The sequence below is a fragment of the Maribacter sp. BPC-D8 genome (assembly GCF_035207705.1).
Taxonomy (GTDB): Bacteria; Bacteroidota; Bacteroidia; order Flavobacteriales; family Flavobacteriaceae; genus Maribacter.
Window position 1 is genome coordinate 3,907,708 of sequence record NZ_CP128187.1, and the last position, 22,216, is coordinate 3,929,923.

A 22,216-nucleotide genomic window follows, 5' to 3' on the forward strand; every position below is an offset into this window, starting at 1 on the left:
ATAAAACGAACTTAAATATTAAATTTTTTTAAATCAGACTTTTTAAGGCTTCAATTGCTTCTTTGTATGTAGCTTCATTTTGATTTAAACAATTCAAATAGGCTTCTATTTTCGCTTTGTTAGATTCATATTTTTCCATGTTGTGTTTCTTATCATATTCAGCAACTTTGTGTATCATTTTAGATTCATTTGTTGCTTTTTTGATAGCCTGTTCTAATTTTTTAACAAAGAAAGTGCTCTTATCAGATATCTTAAAATATCTTTTTCTATCGCCAGATTTAGTGAAATAGGTAATCATCTCTAATTGTAACAATAAATTGAGCGAAGTTGAAATAGAGCTTTTACTTGCCCCTCTTTTCATTTGACAATCGTCGAATGTTAGTCCGAGCTCATCGGTTACTACAAGATTTCCGAATATTCTTGCGGCTAATGGAGGTAAACTATATTCAGCTTCAAAATGAACACCTAGTTCTTCTATTAATCTTTGTTTATGTTCTTCTTTTTCCATGATTCGAAATTTGAAGTGACAAAGGTATAGTTAGTTCGGTTATAAACAAACTAAAAGAACTTAAATTTTGTTAAAACATGTTAAACATTTGTTACAGTCACAAAGATATGTGCTAACTATTTGAAAATTAATTCAATAAAAAATATTTTTAACTGTTTGTTGTTTAAAAACCTTGTGTTTTCTAAGTGAAGAATAGTTTATTAGGTAACTTAAAATAATTGCAATTATGGAAAGAATCTATTTATGAGGCAAAAATTCCCTCTTTTTCAATTAACGGAATAGTGATGAGGTTTGCTTCGGTAACTGAATTTTTGTTGAAGACAAATCGTTTCTCGTATAATTTATTGTCTGCGTAGAAGGTAACATAAAACTCGTTGTTCAATGTTAAGACATCTTCTTGTACAACTTCAATCTTTTTAAATGATTTGGCATCTACAACACCAATATTATGTCTCATTATTGAAGTTTTACGGTCACCTTCATAACCTTTTGAAACTACCATTGTCATTTCAATAGCAGTTTCACGATCATTTAAGATATAAGCATTCCAGTCTTTGTCCAAGAATTCTTCGTTCCATTCACGAATAATGGCAACGTGTACATCTTTTACAGCAGGTATTTCAATATCTTTTTTCACAAGTTAATATTATAGGGCGCTTCTAAATTGCTCTAAAAAGCGTAAATCGTTTTCACTCAATAAACGTATATCAGTTATTTGATGAAGAAGCATAGCTATACGATCAATACCAACTCCAAATGCGAAACCTGAATAAACCTCAGGATCTAGTCCGCAATTTGTAAGCACATTTGGGTCTACCATACCGCAACCACCAATTTCTAACCAACCAGTACCCTTTGTGATTTTATAGTCAGATTCAGTTTCTAGTCCCCAGTACACATCAACCTCTGCGCTAGGCTCTGTAAATGGAAAATAAGAAGGTCTTAGTCTAATTTTAGACTTTCCGAAAAGCTCGGCCGTAAAGTATTGAAGTGTTTGTTTTAAATCTGCAAAAGAAACATCTTTATCAATATATAAACCTTCTACTTGATGAAAGAAGCAATGAGAACGTGCAGAAATAGCTTCGTTTCTATATACTCTACCCGGAGATATTGTACGAATAGGAGGTTGGTGGTTTTCCATATAACGCACTTGAACCGATGAGGTATGTGTGCGCAAAAGGATATCTGGGTCGGTTTGAACAAAGAAGGTATCTTGCATATCTCTTGCAGGATGGTATTCTGGCAAATTTAACGCTGTAAAATTATGCCAATCATCTTCTATCTCTGGACCTTCAGAAACATTGAAACCAATTCTAGAGAAAATATCAATGATTTTATTCTTAACTATTGAAATAGGATGACGTGCACCTAATTCTATAGTATTGCCAGGTCTTGATAAATCACCATAAACCTGTTCGTCTGTTTGGTTATTTTCAAAACCCTCTTTTAAAGTTTCTACTTTTTCTGTAGCAGCTTTTTTAAGCTCGTTTATAGTCTGTCCGAACTCTTTTTTCTGGTCGTTTGGTACATTCTTAAACTCCGCAAAGAAGTCATTAAGAAGTCCTTTTTTACCTAAATATTTAATTCGAAACGTCTCAACAGCTTCCATATTGTCAGCTGTGAACGATGCTACTGCAGAAATTTCTTCTTTTATCTTATCAATCATGAATGTTGATTAAAGCCGCAAATTTAAAACTTTTAAAAGAGGTATGATGTGTTTTTGTTGGTTTTGATGGATTAGCTAGTAACGAATTTATCTTTTACATTAGATTTTACCCAAATTAAACACTCATCGAATGAATCGAAAATTTGTTCTTCAGGTATTAAATCAGGTATTACACCAACACGTTCCATCATATAACGAGGCTGTTTTAATACATCAACAAAGAGTATGTTGATACCCGATTTTCTAAGACTTATTAAAACATCTTCTAAAGTATACAAACCAGATTGATCCATGTATTGCATTCTACCCATTCTAATAATTACGGTAGATGCAGTTTCAGGAATTTGGTCGGCCATCTGTTGAAACTCGCTAGTAGATCCAAAAAACAGAGGACCTTTTAAGTGCTTTATAAAAACCTCTTCTTGTAAACTCAAAGGAAAAGCCACTTCATCTGGCCAGTTTACTTCTTTCTCTAAAGATTTTACATTAGAGTGTTCTGCTGTTAAATCGCCCATTTTTTTCATGAACATTAAAGAAGCAATAACTAGACCTACACCAACGGCATATACTAGATTCCAAACAGAAGAAAGTACAAGAACCACAAGCATGATGACTACTTCTGAACTAAATTTTATTGGACCTAAGCTCAAGTCTTTAGGTAAACTAGGGATGGCTTTTAAACCTTTATAATCCATTACACCAATACCAACGGTTACAAGAATACCAGCTAAAACAGCAGCAGGTATTTGCGATGCAATAGGGCCTAGTGCCAATAGTACTATAAGTAATAAGATACCAGCGACCATACCAGATAGTTTGGTTTTGCCGCCAGCGTTAATATTCACTACGGTACGTATGGTAGCACCCGCGCCTGGTATACCTCCGAAAATTGCGGCAATACTGTTTCCGATACCTTGACCAACCAATTCTTTGTTTGGCTTGTGTTTTGTTTTAGTCATGTTATCTGCCACTACAGAAGTCAATAACGAATCTATAGCGCCAAGTAGTGCTAGAGTAAGTGCGGTAAAAACATAAGGAGTTATGGAGCCCAATTCAAATTCGGTAAAAATGCCAAGATTAGGCATAGGAAAACCACTTGGTATTTCTTCAATAGTTCTATAGTTGAGTCCAAAACCATATGCTACACCAGATACTACAATCAATGCAACCAAAGCACTTGGTATTGCTGTGGTAATTTTCTTGAAACCATAAATAATAACGATGGTAGAGAGCGCAAGAATTAATTCTAGCCAAATAATATTATTTAATGCTCTAGGCAATACTTTTATGGCACCAATTACACCAGAAGCTTCAGAGTTAGCTAGGGTCTGTGCCTCTTTCAGGGTAGCTTCTTCGGTTATTTCATCGGCTCTAGAAATAGTTTCTTTAAAATCTTCTAATACTAAAATACCTTCGCCAGCTTCCTCTTTTAGAATATTCTCTAAAATAATTTCTTTAGCCATGGGCTTGTAAATGTTTACAAACTCGGTATCTTCTTTAGGGTAATAACCAATGGCAGGTAAAATTTGTGTTACTAGAATTATAACACCTATGGCAGTCATAAAACCTGATACTACGGGGTATGGAATGTATCTAATGTACTTCCCTATACCTAAAAGACCTAAACTTATTTGAATTAATCCTGCTAATAAGAAAACGACAAGAATAGCAGGTAGGGCTTTTTCAAGACTACCATCATTCGTAGCAACGATACCAGCAATTACCACCATACTTACAGCCGTCATAGGTGCTGTAGGTCCAGATATTTGTGTGCTGGTTCCGCCAAAAAGTGCGGCGAAGAAACTTATAAAAATTGCGCCATATAATCCGGCACTTGGTCCCATGCCTGAGCTAACGCCAAAAGCTAGTGCTAATGGTAAAGCAACGATACCCGCAGTGATACCGCCAAATAAATCTCCTTTAAAATTTGAAAATAGATTTTTCATACTCATAAAATAATCAATTTAAGTGAAATAGAATCACATCTTTAAGGACAGATTCTACTCATATTTTATTAAAAAATTATCGTTGGCTGCGAATAATTGATTGATTTCCTAGTATTATAAAACCGATGAATAACATCGGTTTTATAGGCTCTATTTTTTATAAATGATTTCTAGTTGTAGAAATCAACGGCACCTGTGGCAATATCATACATAGCACCTACTATCAGTACTTCGCCATTTTTTTCCATTTCAGCTAAAACGGGGCTATGTAATCTAATATTGTCTATAGTCAATTCTACATTTTTTGCTGAAACTCTATCTACAAATTCTAAATTTTTAGAATTTCTTAGACTTTCGTCTGTTGGTTCTTTAACCGCATCTACAGCAGGTTCTATCTTATTGATAAGAGCAGTAAGGTTACCTAATCTTGCATGATCACAAGCACCTTTAATAGCTCCACAACTTGTGTGACCTAAAACGACTATTAATTTTGTGCCGGCTAATTTACAACCAAATTCCATACTACCTAGTATGTCTTCATTTACGAAATTACCAGCGATTCTAACACTGAAAACATCTCCAAGACCTTGGTCAAAGACCAATTCTGCAGAAACTCTAGAATCTATACAACTTAATATGGTAGCAAAAGGAAATTGGCCTTCACTAGTATCATTTACTTGTTCTAAAAGATTACGATTTGCTTTTAGGTTATTCTGAAATCTCTGATTCCCTTCCTTCAAAAAATCTAATGATTTATTCGGGGTCATCGTTGCTTGAGTTTCTTTAGTATGTGCTTTCATATATTTTTATTTATTATACTGTATAATTATTTTGCCCCATTAGTAATAATGGAACATTGATGTTATTGACAATGTCGCTAATATTAGCAGGCATCGAAAGAGATGCATTGTCCTTGCTTTTTTTGTTTTCGAACCTATTAATACACAAAAGATTTATTTTATTTTTAATAATATAATTTGATAGGTTCTTCAGAGAATTAGAATTGTTTTCAAATACAAACTCAACCTCTTTTGTATTTTGAGATTCTATTTTTTTAGCTGTGGTACTCGTTTTCTTTCGAATCTTAAATGAACTTAAAGGTTTTTGTGAATGTAGAAGTAAATCTTTGGTCAAATCAGCTATTAACGTTTCTTCAGTATTACTTAAGACACCTAAAGATAAATCATTGCCGTAGTCTAATACATTTATCTCATCGGTCAAAAAGATAGGTCCTTTATGTTTCTTCAGTATAAAAGGAATAAGGTTGTCGCCAAGTATGTTGAAAAATTTGGACTTTCGTTTACCTAATACGATAAAATCTGGTTTCTCTTTTTCGATATAAGAAGCTATCTCATTCTTTAAATTACCAATGGTGCATGAATACCTCATATTTACGCCAAAGTCTTTTGAATAAGCGGTAACGATTTTATTTATATCATTATCCATAGTAATAAACTCACTATTTAAAGAACGTATAGCTGAAAGTTGGCTGTCTTTCGTAACGACTTCAGAGGCTTTTTTAACATGAAATATGGCTATTTCTCCGTTTAGCATTTTGGCTAAGCTGAGCGTACTTTTTAGCGTGTTTCCCAAAGACTCTTTCAAGTCTGAGAAAACCGCTATTTTATATTTTTTACTCATATTTCTTTTTTTAGTTGATTGAAAATTAATTCAATCGATTAGCTTAAGCTCATTTTCGACTTCGGCCGTTGCTCAAAGAATTCGATATAACTTGGTGGATTTTCAACAACACCACGCTTGGAAATTAGTTTAATATCAATATTTCTTTCTTTGGCCTTTAGGCTAAAATCTTCTAAAATTTCAACAATATCGTAATCTAAAAATCTAGTTTTTAAGACATCAAGTTCTAAATACGTGTCATGAGGAAGACTATCTAGCTCTTTTAGAATAGCACCTTTGTTGAAAAAAGTAACTTCTTCTGCCAAAGTCATTTTAATTCTATGCTTACCATTACTATTATCTTCGATATGAAGAAAGTGAGAGTTTTGGTAGCTTTTAAGTAAAATAACTACAATACCTACGGCAAGACCTAGACTAATACCTATCAGTAAATCTGTAAATACAATACCTAAAACCGTAACAAAAAATGGTATAGATTGTTTCCATCCTAATTTGTACATTTTTAAGAATAAAGCTGGTTTAGCCAGTTTAAACCCTACAATAAATAAAATTGCAGCTAAAACCGATAACGGAATCATATTCAATAATGTAGGTATCAAGACTACAGAAATCAATAATAAGAAACCATGAATTATGGCAGATAATTTGGTTCTACCACCAGATTGTATGTTGGCAGAACTACGAACGATTACTTGTGTAATTGGCAAACCACCAATAAGGCCAGATACAATATTACCGGCACCCTGTGCAAGCAATTCTCTATTGGTTGGAGTTACATTTTTATGCGGATCTAATTTATCGGTAGCTTCAACACAAAGTAAGGTTTCTAAACTGGCAACTAATGCAATGGTAAAGCCAGTAATCCAAACTTGCGGATTAGTTATGGCAGTAAAATCAGGAAATCGAAACTGACCTATAAAAGATGAAATATCTTCTGGTACAGGAACACTGACTAAGTGATCTTTTGATATTCTTAAGACTTCATTGTCTTGGGTGAAAACATAATATAAAATACCAATGGCAACAGCTACTAAAGGGCCTTGAATAATTTGAAATACTTTCCCTTTTTTAGAAAGTACCTTATCCCAAAGTAAAAGGATGGCAAGACCAATTATGGCAATTAAGGTAGCACCTGGGCTAATATTATTAATAGCATTAAGGATTTCAGAAAACGTATTTTCACCATCTACTTGAAAAAACGCCCAATCACCTTCTGGGTCAGGATCGTAACCGAAAAAGTGAGGAATCTGTTTTAGAATGATAATGATACCAATACCGGTAAGCATGCCTTTAATTACAGAAGATGGAAAATAATAACCAATTACACCGGCCTTTAAAATTCCGAATACCATTTGAATAACACCACCTAGCACTACAGCGACTAAGAAATTTTCATAACTGCCTAGAGTTCCAATTGCTGTTAATACAATTGCAGCTAGACCTGCCGCTGGGCCACTAACTCCGATTTTAGAGCCACTAAGAGCGCCCACAAAAACACCACCGATAATACCGGCAATTACACCTGAAAATAATGGAGCTCCACTAGCTAAAGCAATACCTAGACATAATGGTAGTGCAACGAAAAATACAACGATACTCGCAGGAATATCATTTTTGATATGTTTAAACATGTAAATAATATAATTGTGCCCTCGAATTAGTTCAGGACAGATTAGTTAATTGATAAAAAACAGAAATGACTAAATAGCCTGGTCTGGTGGGGGAGATAATACTTCTAATGATAGGTCTTGGTAACCTTCAATATTAAAGCTGCTATTAATTGAATTTTCAAAAATGGCAACTATTGAAAAATCTAAAGAATTTTCTTTGACGAACTTTTCTTCACCCATAGATTTTTTACCAGACTCTTGTTCTTCTTCATTAAGATTGGTAATTACAATTGGGTTTTCAACATCGCATAGCGTTATTATGCTTGGTGCAGTAACTGCAAAAAGCCATAATAACAGTAAAGTAATGCGTGCGAAAAATGTCATATACTAAAAAATCAACCGTAAAGATAGTGCTGAAATGGTTAAAAACTGTTAACAATTTTCTAAAAATCCTTTAACAGTTTAAGTTCGTTGCTTTGAATCCACCCTGTTTTACCATCTGATAATGCAATTTTATTCCAATCATTTAACTGATCTAAAACATTTACTTTTGTTCCTGCATGAATCAAAAATACTTCTGCACTGTTATTGTTGGGCTCAGATTTTACAATGCTTTCTTCGGCGAATATTATTGCAGGTTGATTTTCATCAAAATCATTTCGTTGAATAAATGCAAAAAGAACAGAAATTAAACATAAGAACAGCGCAAGTAAACTACCAATAAATGTAAATCGCTTTCTAGTGCTGTAACTAGAGTTGTAAAAGTAAATATATAAGAGAACAAAAAGTAACATAAAGCTAATGGCTACATACGCCCATTGGTCAAATGTTAATTTACCTGTTATGTTTTTATACAATTTTGATAATCCCGTTTCGGGCATTGTATCAATAGCATCTATGGTCATATTCTGAGCATAGCTCAAATTTGTTTTTATCTCTTTATCGTTTGGTGATAGCAATAAAGCTTTCTCATAAAAATAGATGCTTTCAGCAATTTTATTAAGCTTGTAATACGAATTGCCTAGGTTATAGTATACCGCAGTAGAATGCTTGCCATTACTTAGAATATCGTTATAATAAGTTACTGCCTGCTCATACTCACCGGCATTATATGCTTCGGTAGCCTGCTCAAACAATTTGTCGTTCTGAGCGGCACAAAAGAGAACCGAGAAAAGGCTAATAAGGGTAGCTAGCTTTTTGAACATACTTATAATTGTTTATCCATTATAGAAATTACCTCGCTTGCCTTATCATAATCGGCTTGCATTTGTACGTTTGAGAATGGGCTATATCTTGCCGATTCGCAATTTTTAAGAAGTGCTATAAAGCTATCTGTCGCAGTGTCGTCTATTTGCCTTTCTGTAAGTAACTCGGTAATTTTATCTTTACTGAACTCTGAGGTTTCAATTTTCAGCTTAGCCTTTAAGTAATTATGCAGCGCTCGTTCAAGGGCAACATAAAAAGATTCTTTATTACCCAGTTGTTTTCTTGCGGCAGATAAATACTTGCGGGCAAGTCTGTTCGCTTTTCTAATTTTATTACCTACAATATCACCAGCCATAGCATCTCTTTTCTTTCTAAAGAAAATGGCTAAAGGAATTAGTAATAACGGACTCAATAACCACGCGTAGAAAGAGGTGGAATTGAAAAAGTAAGAAGCTGATTTGCTTGTTAGATTAGGTGTAAGTTTCAAGAAATTGAATTCATTTCCGCTGCTAATAACAGATTGTTTGTTGCTATTAGTATTTGCATCAGAATTAGAAGAAGCACTTAGCGGACCTTCTAAAACATTAATAACAATTTCATCAGATGTAAGCGTTTTATATTTTCCGGTGGAAGGATTAAAATAACTAAAGCTCAATGGTGCTATAGGATATTTACCTCTAAAAGAAGGCACGATAGTGTATTGGTTACTCACCTTACCCTGCATACCTGCCAAAGTTGTTCTGACACCTTCTGTAAACTCAGGCTCATAAACTTCTAGCGCACTTGGTAATTCAGGTTCTGGGAGTTTAAATAATTTTAAATTTCCCTTACCACTTACTTCTACCGTTGCTTGTAAAGATTCTGAAGCGTTCAAACTTGTTTTGCTTGTGTTTACCACAAAATCAAAATCACCGACAGCACCATTAAAATCAGCAGGTTGATTGTCTATTGGTAATGCTTTTACATTAATAGTTCTACTACCGGCGGATACAGTTTTATTAGTTTGGGCATACATTCGTTGACCAAAGAAATCTCGTCTTGCAGTAGGTACATCTACCGTTACCTCAAGAGATAAAGGCTCGATGTTTAATTTTCCAGATTTTTGCGGATAAAGAACAACACGTTTTAAGATTACATAACGATATGGTTTGCCTTTGTAAGTGCCATTTTGCGCACTAAGCATGTTTACTTTAATATCTTGACTCCAGAAATTATTATAAGTAGGATTGTCTAAAGGTTGATAATTCGACACTCTAATATCTGGGCTTACATACAACTTGTAGATAACGGTAATTGCTTCATTTAAATACGGATCGGTTTTTGAAATCTCGGCAACCAAATGTAAATTTTCATCTGCTATATCATCCGCCGTCATTTGATCACTAGGCTTATCTACAGCTGCAGTTACTTCTACATTTTGCGACAATGACTTATAGGTTTCGCCACCAATTACAATAGATGCTTGTTTAATCGTGAATTTTCCTCTAGCAGTTGGGGATAGTGTGTATGAATATGATTTGGAGTAACTTCTAACACCATTAATCCATGAAGAACTAATAGATTGAGAAGGTCCCATAACTACTTTGAATCCGTTGAAATCTGGCGGACTAAAATTATCGCCATCACGGTTCATAATAAAATCTACACGTAGTCTTTCGTTTAGACCAAGCTTAGGTTTGCTTAGTTTCATCTCAAAAGTAACGGCACTATTATCTTGACCCATCATCAAAATTGATGATAGAAAAACGGTTAATACTAACCCAAGTTTAGCTATGGACTTAAAGTCTACCAATCTTTTTCGGTTTTAATTTTAGCACCTTTTACTTTTTTAGCATCGATTTTATCTTGCACCTTTTTTTCTGCATTTTGCATGGCTCTCAATAAATTCTCGACCTGCTGCTTAGAAAGTTGATTAGGTCTGGGTTGTTGTTGCTCTTGTTCGTTGTCGCCATCGCCCTGTTCAGGTTTCTTCTTTTGATCAGATTTGTCTCCTTCGCCATCCTTATTATCGTCTTTCTTCTCTTCGTCTTTATCGCCTTCGTCACCCTTGTCACCGTCTTCGCCTTGATCTTTCTTATCCTCGTTGTCGCCCTCGTCCTTTTTATCTTCGTCTTTGTTCTCGTCTTGATCTTTGTCTTTATCCTTATCGTCTTGATCTTGCTTGTTTTCTTCTTGCTCTTTTTTCAAAAGCTCTTTTGCCAAGGCTAAATTATAACGAGTTTCTTCATCTGTTGGATCATTACGTAAGGCTTCCTTATAAGCTTCTACCGCCTTAGCATAATCTTTACGCTTCATGAAAACATTACCCATATTATGGTAAGCTTTGTGTTTATCTGCTTTAGATGTAGATGCTTCGCCAGCTTCTTTAAATCTACCAAAGGCTTCATTATATGTTTCATTTTCGTAATAGGCGTTACCTAAATTATAGGGGGCTGCACTATTATCTGAACTTTTTGAAATTGCCTTTCTATAATCTACTTCTGCAGCAATAAAATCATCTTCTGATAATGCCTTGTTAGCATCCCAAGTAAGATTGGTAGATGATTGTAAAGACTTTTGTTTTTCTTTCTCATCAACCTCTTGAGCAAAAGATGAAAAGCAAACAAAAAGTAGTATTAAAACTGTATTTATTTTATTCATTTCTTTTCTCATTGAACAAATTGAGTTTCTTTAACCAGCTTGTCTTGCGGTCCAAGATAAATATATCTAAAAAGAGAAGCAACAATGCCCCGCCAATAAACCATTGAAACTGATCTTTATATTCTGCGAATTGTTTGGCTTCGAATTCCTTCTTATCCATTTTCAACAATTCTTCTTTAATAAATTCTACGGCTGCATCAGTATTAGAGCCATCTATATATTGCCCATCACCTTCATTTGCGATATCTACTAAAACACTCTCATTTAATCGAGTAATTACAGTTTCACCTTGAATATCTTTTTTTAAGCTTTCTAAAATTCCGTTTCTTTTAATCGGAATCGGAGCACCTTTTTCTTTACCAACACCAATAGTATAAATAATAATACCTTCATCAACGGCATCTTCTACAGCATCTAATGTAGAACCTTCAGAATGATCTTCACCATCAGAGATAATGAATAATACACGGTTGGTCTGTTCTGCATCATCGTAATAAGTAGTAGCTAATTCAATCGCTTGGTCAATAGCCGTACCTTGAGATGTTAGCATGTCTGTATTCATGCCCTGTAAGAACATCTTTGCAGCGCCATAATCAGTTGTAATCGGTAATTGCGGGTACGCTTGGCCAGCATAAGCGATAATACCAATACGGTCACTTGCAAGTTGATTTATAATTTCAGAAACCAATCTTTTTGCCTTCTCCAATCTGTTTGGGGCAATATCTTCTGCAAGCATACTTTTACTAACATCAACAGCAAAAACAATATCTACACCTTCTCTTTTAACGGTCTCTAGTTTTGTACCGATTTTAGGATTTACCAGACCTACAATCATTAGCGCCAATGCAAGAATAAAAACGACCAATTTTAAACCTCCTTTGTTATAAGAACGATTTGGTGTCAGCCTTTTTAAAAGTTCAGTGTCTGCAAACTTCTTTTGTGTTCTCTTTTTCCATACCAATAATAATAGGAACAACACCACTATCACCGGAATGATAATGAGTAAATAGAAATATATTTTTTCGTCGTACTGTACCATATTATACAAAGCTTCTAAAAAGCGTGTTTCTTAAAATCCATTCTAATAAAAGCAAACCTCCAGCTAATAAAATCCAAAGTCTAAATTTCTCTTCGTATCGGTAATATTTAAATTCCTCTACCTCCGTTTTTTCTAGTTTGTTGATTTCATCATAGATTTCTTCTAGAGATTCGTTGTCAGTGGCTCTAAAATATCTACCGCCTGTTGTATTTGCGATATCTTTCAGTAATTCTTCGTCTATTTCTACTTGTCGCATGCCAAACCTAAAAGAGCCATCGGCATTATAAGAAATAGGTGTAAGTGCATTTCCGTTTGTACCTAGACCAATAGTATATGTTTTAATTCCAAATTCGAGAGCAAGTTCAGATGCGGTTTGTGGCTCAATAAAACCAGTATTGTTAACACCATCGGTCAACAAGATGATGATTTTACTTTTCGCCTTACTATCCTTTAAACGGTTTACAGAAGTTGCTAGTCCCATACCAATGGCGGTACCATCATCTAATTGACCGTATGAAATTTCTGAAAGAGCATTTAGCACAATGGCTTTATCTGTAGTAATGGGTGTTTTAGTATACCCTTCACCAGCATAAGCAACAAGACCAATACGGTCATTAGGTCTTTGCTTGATGAAATCTGCAGCAACTTCTTTCAGTGCCGATAGTCTGTTAGGTTTTAAATCTCTTGCCAGCATACTAGAAGAAACATCAATGGCCATTACAATATCAATACCTTTTGTTGTTTTGGTTCGTGTAGATATATCTTCTGTCTGTGGTCTTGCCAATGCTACAATTATGGCGCCTAATGCCAATATGCGCAGAATGAACAAGCCTGGTTTTAGTTTAGGTAAAATACTACTATAGGTAAAACCTTTTGCGCTAGAAATTCGCAAAGATGCGGTTTGCTCCTTTTGTTTAAATATATACCACACGATTGCTAATGGCAGTAGTAAAAACAGCCAAAAGAAATCAGGATTTGCAAATGATATATTCTCGAACATTTATAATTCTGTTTTTACTTCAACCGATGCTAAAATTCGGTCTACTATTTCTTGTGCGTACGTGTCATCTTTTAACCAAGTAAGAATTACATACTGTTGAAAACCTTTTCCTCCAAATAGAAGCACGGTATATTCGCCTTCCATTAATTCTTCGGATCCTGGTGCTAAAAATTTACCACTACCATAAACTTTCACCCCTTTAACGCCACTTATGGTGCTAAACTCTTCTTGTTTGGTAATGATGTTCTTTGCACCCTGACTTTCAAAATTCGATAAAATCTGTTCAATGGTTTTATCAAACTCTGGCTCCACATCTTTTTGTGCCAGTGTTACAGATGTTGTTGCTAAATTAAAAAGACCAATCGGGCTAGAATATTGAAATGCCTGTATATCTTCAATGGCGGCTTTAGCTTCTGCTGGTAATTTTATTTTTTGACGTACCAGAACTTGAGGAGTCTCTAATTGAATAGGAGGAAAACCATAACTACTACGTACCCATTCGCCCTCTAAAAGTTCTTTTGTAGGGTGCCCTAAAACGGTATCTTTTAAGTAACCGAATCCGAATTTTACCCCGGCAATGGTAATGCCTATTAGAATTAAGGCAACGGTAGATATTATAGCAATTTTTATTTTCTTCTTTTTAGCCTTACGCTCAAGCTCTTCTTGATATTCGGCTTGTTCTAGCAACTCTTCTTCAGTCGGTTCTGGTAAAGCCTCGTGTGTTTTTTCTACAATCTGCTCAACTAGCTTTCTATCTTGTTCTGCAACCAATGTAGAAGGCTTGTTCTTGGCGAATTTTACTAAATCTGCCGTTTGTAATATTTGAGAAAATTGTTTGATGGTTTCATCATCTAATTGCAATTCTCCGGCATCTTTTAAAAGTTCTAATTTTTCGATCAATTGACCTGTGGTACTTTCTAGAGCCGTAACATTTGCATCTTCTTCTAAATAAGAACGCACAATAGTGGTCAATTCAGAATAGTATTCTTTGTACTCGTCTTGAATTAGATATTTAGAATTTTCTAAACGTTTAAGTTCTAATAAAGCTCTGTCATACGGTGGTAAAAGTGCAACTTTTTCTTCTTCGGTAAGTGGTTTTTTACGAAATACGAACCAGTAAAGAAGTGCACCTAAAATTAGCAATATCAATAAGCCTATCAATAAATACTTCCAAAAAGCTAGATTGCTTTTTTCGACATTGATAAGTGGTTTAATGTCGTACATTTTCTGATTTAAGGTATCTACTGGTATGGTAGCTACATTGATCAGTGTAGAATCGGTCATATAGCCGGTACCATTAATATCTATACGTTGCGATGGTAATTTGTACGCACCAGAATCGAATTGGGTAAGGGCATATATTTTTTGAAGTGTAAGTCTGTCTTTTTTTCTTGTGGTATCTGTAGCGAATGCCTCTACGGTTTCTAAAGGAGAAAATGTTTGTCCCTCTGGGAAAATGACAAAATCGGTTGAATCAATATCAACCGTAACCGTCCATTGAACCTGTTCGCCAATTTTAATAAAAGTGGTATCGACCTTTGTTGTAATATTTGGACGTTCTTGAGCAGATAGTTCAACGAAGAACAGTAGAAATACCAATAAAGGTGAAATTCGTTTTATGAACGAAACACCGCTTTCAATTGTTCTATTAGTAGTAATCATTCGTATCAACCTCTTCGTTTAAAATAGCCCAATAATTTTTTTACATAACTCTCATCGACCCTGCAATCTAAAACTCCGCAACCAGCTTTGGTAAACGATTCTTTAAAATAAGCAACACGTTCTCTGTTATATGTAGCATAAGCGTTACGTACTTTTTTAGATTTGGTATTCACCAATTGTAGTTTACCGGTCTCTGCATCTTCAATTTGAACCATACCTATATTCGGGATGGTTTCTTCACGTTCATCGTAAATGCGAATACCTGTTACATCGTGCTTATTACCTGTAATCTTCAACGTCTTTTCATATCCTTCATCAATAAAATCTGAAAGAACAAAAACGATAGCTTTCTTTTTCATGATACTGCTCAAGAATTTCAATGCCTGTGCAATATCTGTTTTGTTGCTTTTAGGCTTAAATTCTATCAATTCTCTAATAATGCGTAAAACGTGTGTTTTTCCTTTTTTTGGCGGAATAAAAAGTTCTATTTGATCAGAGAACAAGATGACACCGACCTTATCATTATTTTGTAGTGCACTAAAAGCTAATGTTGCCGATATTTCGGTAACGATTTCATTTTTAAATTGATTGGTAGTACCAAATAGTTCAGATCCACTAATATCTACCATCAACATCATGGTCAATTCTCGTTCCTCTTCAAAAACCTTTATGTAAGGTTCGTTGTAACGGGCGGTAACGTTCCAATCAATATTTCTTACATCATCACCAAATTGATACTGTCGTACTTCACTAAAAGTCATACCACGACCTTTAAAGGTAGAGTGGTATTCCCCACCAAACATATGGTCAGAAAGACGTCTCGTCTTTATTTCAATTTTCCGTACTTTTTTGAGTAGCTCTTTGGTATCCATTTTTTAGTAAACAGTTTACAGTCTCCGTTAGCAGTGTATCATATTCGGCGTTATTTATTGTATTTACCGAATACCATAACTAGTTTAAGGTACTTCTATCTCGTTTACAATCTTGTTGATGATATCAACAGAGGTAATGTTTTCAGCCTCTGCCTCGTAAGTTATTCCTATTCTATGTCTTAAAACATCGTGTACAATAGCTCGTACATCTTCAGGAACAACATAACCTCTTCTTTTTATGAAAGCATAACATTTAGCAGCAACACCTAAGTTGATACTTCCCCTTGGTGATGCACCAAAACTGATTAAAGGTTTTAAGCTTTCTAAATTATATTTTTCAGGATATCTAGTGGCGAAAACAATATCAAGAATATATTTCTCGATCTTTTCGTCCATATATACTTCACGTACTGCTTTCTGTGCACTTAGTATTTGTTCTATGGATACCACAGCATTTACGGTCTCATAATTACCCAACAAATTCTGACGCATAATTAACTGCTCTTCATTAATTTTCGGATAATCAATAACAGTCTTCAACATAAAACGGTCAATTTGCGCTTCAGGTAACGGGTATGTGCCTTCTTGCTCAATTGGGTTTTGGGTTGCCATAACTAAGAAAGGCTTATCAAGAATAAAAGTTTCGTCACCAATAGTAACTTGCTTCTCTTGCATAGCTTCTAATAAAGCAGATTGTACTTTAGCAGGTGCACGGTTAATCTCATCTGCAAGAACGAAATTTGCGAAAATTGGACCTTTCTTAATAGAAAAATCATTTAGTTTCATATTGTAGATCATCGTACCAACAACATCTGCCGGAAGCAAATCTGGTGTAAACTGTATTCTACTAAAACTACCTTTAACAGCTTTTGAAAGTGTGTTTATCGCCAAGGTTTTTGCTAAACCGGGTACACCTTCTAACAAAATATGACCTTGTCCTAAAAGTCCGATTAATAATCGCTCGACCATATATTTCTGGCCTACGATTACTTTATTCATTTCAAGCATCAGTAAATCGATAAAAGCGCTTTCTTTTGCTATTTTCTCATTAACAGCACTAATGTCAATTGAAGTATTTTCTTCCATTTAAAACTATATATTATTGATTGTTAAGGCTTCTAATTTTAACAGTTATGCAAATTGAAAATTTATTCACTCAGTCCCTGTTAATGATAGGTTAAAAAAATGGAAAACCCCATATTTTTATGAAGGTTTTAAGGGATTTCTTTTTAATTTCATTAACTAAATAACAATACATTGAAATATTCTAGAATAATTGCAGGTACGATGACTTGGGGTAAATGGGGAAAACAACATTCTACTACCGAGATGATTTCACTCATGAATCATTGTTTAGAAAATAATATTACCACTTTTGATCATGCCGATATTTATGGTGATTATACCAATGAAGAAGATTTCGGCAAAGCATTTAAAAAAAGTGCCATTAAGAGAGAAGACATTCAATTGATCAGCAAATGTGGTATTCAGTTCGATGTAAAGGAAAGAACCAATAGGGTTAAGCATTACGATTATGATAAAGATTATATTCTATCATCGGTAGAGCGGTCTTTGAAAATGCTACAGACAGATCATTTAGATATGCTTTTGTTGCATAGACCTAGCCCTTTAATGAATCCTTCAGAAATTGCAGAAGCTATAGATAAATTGAAGAATGATGGAAAGATCAGGCAATTCGGAGTGTCAAATTTTACGCCATCTCAAATTCAACTTTTAGAAAAAGAAATACAAGTCGAGGTGAATCAGGTAGAGTTTTCATTGTCATCTAACACCGTAATGAACGATGGTACTTTAGACGATTGTATTGCATTTGATAGGCTTGCAATGAGCTGGAGTCCGCTTGGCAGCTATTTTAGAGAAGAATCTAAGGCGAATGCTAGAATTAAAAAAGTATTGGCAGGTTTCACTAAAAAATATGATGCAACAGAAGATCAGCTTTTATTAGCTTGGATCTTAAAACACCCCTCTAATATTCACCCTGTGGTAGGCACGGCAACACCAAAGCGTTTAAAAATGGCAATGGATGCCGTTTCAATTGATATGGATGTACAAGATTGGTTTATCTTGCTAGAAGCTAACGAAGGACATGAAGTTGCATAATTAAAATATAAAATGACGAAAACAGCATTTATTACAGGAGCTACAAGTGGTATTGGAAAATCAACAGCGATTCTTTTTGCCCTTAACGGAATTAATTTGGTGTTGTGCGGTCGACGTCAAGATCGGTTAGATGCGTTAAAAGAAGAATTGGGTAAAGAAGTTCAGGTACACACTTTAAATTTTGATATTCGTAATAAAGAAGCTGTTCAAGAAGCCGTTGATTCGCTACCAAAAGAATTTTCTCAAATAGATATTTTAATCAATAACGCAGGTAACGCCCATGGTATGGATACCATTCAAGATGGTAATGTAGATGATTGGGATGCTATGTTAGATATTAATGTAAAGGGACTATTATATGTTTCAAAAGCGATAATTCCCCAAATGGTAGCTCGAAAATCTGGTCATATTATCAATATTGGTTCTACAGCTGGTAAAGAAGTATACCCAAAAGGTAATGTGTATTGCGCAAGTAAACATGCGGTAGATGCTATAAACCAAGGAATGCGAATAGATTTAAACGGTACAGGTGTTCGTGTTGGTGCAGTAAACCCAGGGTTGGTAGAAACCGAGTTTAGTAATGTTCGTTTTAAGGGCGATGAAGATAGAGCTGAGAATGTGTATAAAGGATTTCAACCTTTAAAACCAGAAGATATCGCAGATATCATTCATTTCGTAATTACTAGACCGTATCATGTAAATATTGCCGATTTGGTGGTCATGCCAACAGCACAAGCTTCTTCAACAATTGTAGATAAGAATTGATGCTTTAAAGATTTTAGAATAAAATCTTTAAAGCCAAAAGCCAAAAGCCAAAAGCCAAAAGCCAAAAGCCAAAAGCCAAAAGCCAAAATTATAACTAATGATCAATAAACGCCTTTTGGTAAAAAACTTACTCGCTCATAACGACGAGAATAGTTTTTACGATAAAAAGCGATTTATTTCAATTGGAGAAAAAGAAGGTAAGGGTAAGTTTTTAAAACATGTTTGCGCTTTGGCAAATAGCAATCCGGCAAATAATTCTTTTATAGTTGTCGGAGTTGAAGATGAGGATAATAAAATAGTTGGGGTAGACTTTTTTGATGACAGTAAGATTCAAAATTTGGTGAATGCTTATTTAGATAATCCTCCGTTAATATCTTACGAGAATATTCCATTTCCGCATTTGCCAGAAGGTAAAGTGGTGGGCTTGGTAACCATAAAGTCAATTGGTAAAATTTGTTCACTTAGAAAAAACATCTGGAAATATTATGGTGGTTCTGTATTTTTTAGAGAAGGCAGCATAAGCCTACCAAAAGTATTTGATATAGAATTAAAAGATAGTAACTCTGAGGCTGTTGCCACCATAGAACAGCATGCGAAAAACAATATAGAACTTACTTTAGATGGTGTTATAGATTTTTTAAATCATCGACATAAAGATCTAGAAAGTGATTACAAGGTTTTTAAAGAACAATTTGTGGTCTGCTGGGCAGGTAATAAAAAAGTAGTCAATGGAGAAACATACTTCTATCGGGTCGACATTGAATTAATAAATGAGCAGGTAAAATTATTCTACTCTAATTTAGATGAGGTTACCATTACGTATAACAATGATTCATTTACTACCATTGAGTATGTACAGCTTGGGTTGGCAGCTAAGCAAAAGTATTACCCTTTAGAAAAGGTGGTCATAAATTTTAGTGAAAACGGCACCTATCAAATTACGAGCGATTTACTTTTTGATCCCCCAATACATGATAAAGAAGAATTAGAAAGAATTTATAAAAGCAATAATGCTTTGGTGGCAAAGGCAAAAAAGAATACCGAATTGAGTATTGCCGAAGTGAAGCAATTGAAATACTTAGCAGATTCTTACTTGATATGTTTTCTTAACGGGTTCGAAGAAGCTAAAGAGCGAATGGAAAAAGCGAGGCAAGTCTTAAAGCCAAAATACCCCGGAATAAATGCTTCGCTTAAAGAAGCGCTTCGCGTACTTAGAAAAGTGAAGTATAGTTAGATTCAAGTTTTATTTATTTAAAATAGCTTCGTTTAGCAATTGTTTTGCTTTGTGGGCTTTGTCAATATCTTCACTAGAAAGCCAAATTTTTATACTATGTTCTTCAAGGTCTATTTTTAAGTGTGCTTTGTTTTTGTAATTACTGCCCGATGCACTGCCAGTAAAAATATCTACTATAAAACTTATTATAGTAATAAACCAGTCTGTTTTCCTTTCAATGACATCTATATTTAGAAGTTTGTCGAACAAATAAAATCCGTTATTGCCAATATCTTTTGAATCAATTATTTCAAATTTGTCTTCATGAAAAATAATTGATGCCTTAGGTTTATTTCTTATTTCTATAGTTGAATTCATTTTAAAATCAAATATTCTTAATCCAAAGTTGCTCGTAGGGCTTTAGTGGTAACTCGTTATGAATAAGTTCAAAAGTCTTGTCTGTAAGTAGATCAATAGAATTTTTACCTGTATGAATTCCTATCGAAAGTAACCAAGCTACGTTTAAGGTTTCGGTAACTTCATTAAAGTTCGATAGTACCCAAACGCTATTACCTTCATGAGAACGCTCATAAACGAATACATGCTCATTAGGGCAACTGTGAATTTTTAAATCGTTAGCATCTGCAAATACATTCTGCTCTTTACGTAAACGAATCATATTTTTTAATCCGTTATATATAATTGAGGAAGGATTGTCTTTTTCTGTTTTCAATTTAGCAATAACATCCCAATTTTGCATTGGTCTATTTACCCATCTATTGTCATTGACATGGTCTCCATTTTGCTCGTATGAATAGTCGTTTAACGTCCCAATTTCATCACCGGCATAAATCATAGGTATACCGCCAAATGTCAAAATAATACCATGCATCATTAAGATTTTAGTGATGGCATAGTCTATAATATTTTTGTTGTTCTGCGCTAAGGCAGTTTCTAGACCTAATAATGATGCGGCGCTTCCGGTAATTCTGCCATCACCATTTTTAGGGTTGTACATGAACATTAGCCCTTTTGCTGGTGACCATTCTAATTTACCACAGTAATAATTTAATATAAATTGTTTGTGAGCTGTTGGGTCAAAGCCCATGGCACGAACAAAATCATCGTCATAACCAAGTCCGATATCATCGTGGCAACGAATGTAATTTATCCAAGTTGCGTCATTGGGTTTATTCGGAATCTCAGTGACACTCTTGACCATTAAATTGGCTTTTTTAGTGGCAATCGAATTCCATAATAAAGCCATTAAAGAGGCATTATATGCCACTTCGCACTCGTTACCTTCAGTGGTGTCTTCGCCAAAATATTTAATAATATTTCTAGGGGCAACAATAGCTTCTGCTAAAAGAATAACACCTGGTGCAATTACTTGCAGGCACATTCTAAAAAGTGAAATAAGCGTATGCGCCTCAGGAAGATTTTGTGATGATGTTCCTAATTTTTTCCATAGAAAAGCAAGGGCATCAAAACGTATAACATCTACGCCCAAGTTTGCCAAAGACATTAAATTACCGAGCATTTCAATAAATACTTCTGGGTTTCTATAATTTAAATCCCATTGGTAGTTGTTAAAGCAGGTCATTACCCACTTCTCCATTTCTTTATTATAGGTGAAATTTCCCGGTGCCGATTGCGGAAATATTTCTGGCAGCGCCTTTTCAAACTCATCTGGTATATGACGGTCAGAATAGGTGTAATAATAATTTTGATGGTGCTGGCTACCTTCCTTCGCTTTCTTCGCCCATGTAAACTCATCTGAGGTATGGTTGACAACGAAATCTAGCATTAAGAACATGTTGTTCTCTCGTGCTTTTTTGGTGAACGTGGTAAAATCTTCTTTCGTGCCGTATTTAGAATCAATTTCATGATAGCTATTTACAGCATAACCACCATCGTTTTCCCCAGCAGGCCTCGTGGTTATGGGCATTAGGTGAAGAAAATTGATGCCTAAATCTTCAAAATAAGGTAGCTTTTCTTTGAGGCCGTTAATATCTTGATTAAAACGGTCCACATACAATTGCATACCTACCATATGTTCGCTTTGGTACCAGTTTCCTGAATTTAAACGTACAATATCTTGTTTTTGAAGTTCTGCTGGGCGGTCGTTGAAAAGCGTTTCTAAAGTATCTAAAAGAGTATAGAAATGTGCTTTATGTTCTGATTCTTGGTATAATGAAAAAAACTGATTTTTAATAAGCGAAAGATTGGTCGCTAATCTCTGGTCGAATAAAGATGCTAAAGATATTGCACCTTTTTTCTTTTGACCTTTTACGGTCATTAACCTGTGTAATTCAGCTTGGTTCATT

General features: G+C 34.6%; 21 protein-coding genes. 3 read left to right on the plus strand and 18 right to left on the minus strand.

The genetic code is table 11. The features are described from left to right. Positions 1 to 28 precede the first annotated feature (28 nt). The 16 genes from QSV08_RS17135 to QSV08_RS17210 all read right to left on the minus strand — a co-directional run bounded on the left by QSV08_RS17135 (position 29) and on the right by QSV08_RS17210 (position 16,876). The gene (locus QSV08_RS17135; RefSeq protein ID WP_324024930.1) at positions 29 to 508 is read right to left on the minus strand and encodes a GbsR/MarR family transcriptional regulator; all 480 of its coding nucleotides are present in this window, start codon (positions 506 to 508) and stop codon (positions 29 to 31) included. Between the two features lie 241 nt (positions 509 to 749). Continuing rightward, positions 750 to 1,145 (minus strand): hypothetical protein, encoded by a 396-nt coding sequence (locus tag QSV08_RS17140; RefSeq protein WP_324024931.1) that lies wholly within the window; start codon positions 1,143 to 1,145, stop codon positions 750 to 752. Between the two features lie 9 nt (positions 1,146 to 1,154). Then, positions 1,155 to 2,174: a phenylalanine--tRNA ligase subunit alpha gene (gene pheS / locus QSV08_RS17145; protein WP_324024932.1), complete on the minus strand. Its 1,020-nt coding sequence runs from the start codon at positions 2,172 to 2,174 to the stop codon at positions 1,155 to 1,157. A 71-nt stretch (positions 2,175 to 2,245) separates the two neighbouring features. Beyond that, a complete protein-coding gene (locus QSV08_RS17150) occupies positions 2,246 to 4,120 on the minus strand; it encodes a SulP family inorganic anion transporter (protein WP_324028386.1) in 1,875 nt (624 codons plus the stop codon). A 170-nt stretch (positions 4,121 to 4,290) separates the two neighbouring features. Next, positions 4,291 to 4,920, minus strand: coding sequence for a carbonic anhydrase family protein (locus QSV08_RS17155; RefSeq protein WP_324024933.1), 630 nt, complete (start codon positions 4,918 to 4,920; stop codon positions 4,291 to 4,293). Positions 4,921 to 4,933: 13 nt separating this feature from the next. After that, positions 4,934 to 5,761 carry a universal stress protein gene (locus QSV08_RS17160; RefSeq protein ID WP_324024934.1) on the minus strand — a complete coding sequence of 276 codons (828 nt, stop codon included), beginning with the start codon at positions 5,759 to 5,761 and terminating at the stop codon, positions 4,934 to 4,936. A gap of 38 nt (positions 5,762 to 5,799) precedes the next feature. Next, positions 5,800 to 7,392, minus strand: a complete 1,593-nt coding sequence (locus QSV08_RS17165; RefSeq protein WP_324024935.1) for a SulP family inorganic anion transporter — start codon at positions 7,390 to 7,392, stop codon at positions 5,800 to 5,802. A 69-nt stretch (positions 7,393 to 7,461) separates the two neighbouring features. Then, complete coding sequence (locus QSV08_RS17170) at positions 7,462 to 7,755, minus strand: hypothetical protein (RefSeq protein WP_324024936.1); 294 nt, start codon at positions 7,753 to 7,755, stop codon at positions 7,462 to 7,464. A gap of 59 nt (positions 7,756 to 7,814) precedes the next feature. Further along, a complete protein-coding gene (locus QSV08_RS17175) occupies positions 7,815 to 8,576 on the minus strand; it encodes a tetratricopeptide repeat protein (protein ID WP_324024937.1) in 762 nt (253 codons plus the stop codon). 2 nt (positions 8,577 to 8,578) lie between these two features. Continuing rightward, entirely contained in the window at positions 8,579 to 10,303 is a 1,725-nt protein-coding gene (locus QSV08_RS17180) for a BatD family protein (protein WP_324028387.1), read from the minus strand. Positions 10,304 to 10,362: 59 nt separating this feature from the next. Then, the gene (locus QSV08_RS17185) at positions 10,363 to 11,217 is read right to left on the minus strand and encodes a tetratricopeptide repeat protein (RefSeq protein ID WP_324024938.1); all 855 of its coding nucleotides are present in this window, start codon (positions 11,215 to 11,217) and stop codon (positions 10,363 to 10,365) included. Beyond that, entirely contained in the window at positions 11,210 to 12,256 is a 1,047-nt protein-coding gene (locus tag QSV08_RS17190; RefSeq protein WP_324024939.1) for a VWA domain-containing protein, read from the minus strand. Before QSV08_RS17190 ends, QSV08_RS17185 begins: the two co-directional genes overlap by 8 nt. Before the next feature lies 1 nt (position 12,257). Next, a complete protein-coding gene (locus QSV08_RS17195; protein ID WP_324024940.1) occupies positions 12,258 to 13,256 on the minus strand; it encodes a vWA domain-containing protein in 999 nt (332 codons plus the stop codon). After that, a complete protein-coding gene (locus QSV08_RS17200) occupies positions 13,257 to 14,918 on the minus strand; it encodes a hypothetical protein (protein ID WP_324024941.1) in 1,662 nt (553 codons plus the stop codon). Positions 14,919 to 14,923: 5 nt separating this feature from the next. Next, entirely contained in the window at positions 14,924 to 15,790 is an 867-nt protein-coding gene (locus tag QSV08_RS17205) for a DUF58 domain-containing protein (protein WP_324024942.1), read from the minus strand. An 84-nt stretch (positions 15,791 to 15,874) separates the two neighbouring features. Beyond that, on the minus strand, positions 15,875 to 16,876 hold the full coding sequence (locus QSV08_RS17210) for an AAA family ATPase (protein ID WP_324024943.1): 1,002 nt from the start codon (positions 16,874 to 16,876) through the stop codon (positions 15,875 to 15,877). Between the two features lie 171 nt (positions 16,877 to 17,047). Between QSV08_RS17210 and QSV08_RS17215 the strand changes: the two genes are divergently transcribed. The 3 genes from QSV08_RS17215 to QSV08_RS17225 all read left to right on the plus strand — a co-directional run bounded on the left by QSV08_RS17215 (position 17,048) and on the right by QSV08_RS17225 (position 19,910). Next, positions 17,048 to 17,911, plus strand: a complete 864-nt coding sequence (locus tag QSV08_RS17215) for an aldo/keto reductase (protein ID WP_324024944.1) — start codon at positions 17,048 to 17,050, stop codon at positions 17,909 to 17,911. A gap of 12 nt (positions 17,912 to 17,923) precedes the next feature. Then, positions 17,924 to 18,676 (plus strand): SDR family NAD(P)-dependent oxidoreductase, encoded by a 753-nt coding sequence (locus tag QSV08_RS17220; RefSeq protein WP_324024945.1) that lies wholly within the window; start codon positions 17,924 to 17,926, stop codon positions 18,674 to 18,676. A gap of 97 nt (positions 18,677 to 18,773) precedes the next feature. After that, on the plus strand, positions 18,774 to 19,910 hold the full coding sequence (locus QSV08_RS17225; protein WP_324024946.1) for an ATP-binding protein: 1,137 nt from the start codon (positions 18,774 to 18,776) through the stop codon (positions 19,908 to 19,910). Positions 19,911 to 19,919: 9 nt separating this feature from the next. Here the strand turns inward: QSV08_RS17225 and QSV08_RS17230 are convergent, their stop codons facing one another. Then, entirely contained in the window at positions 19,920 to 20,267 is a 348-nt protein-coding gene (locus tag QSV08_RS17230; RefSeq protein ID WP_324024947.1) for a hypothetical protein, read from the minus strand. A 7-nt stretch (positions 20,268 to 20,274) separates the two neighbouring features. Next, positions 20,275 to 22,215 carry an amylosucrase gene (locus QSV08_RS17235; protein WP_324024948.1) on the minus strand — a complete coding sequence of 647 codons (1,941 nt, stop codon included), beginning with the start codon at positions 22,213 to 22,215 and terminating at the stop codon, positions 20,275 to 20,277. Between the last annotated feature and the right edge of the window lies 1 nt (position 22,216).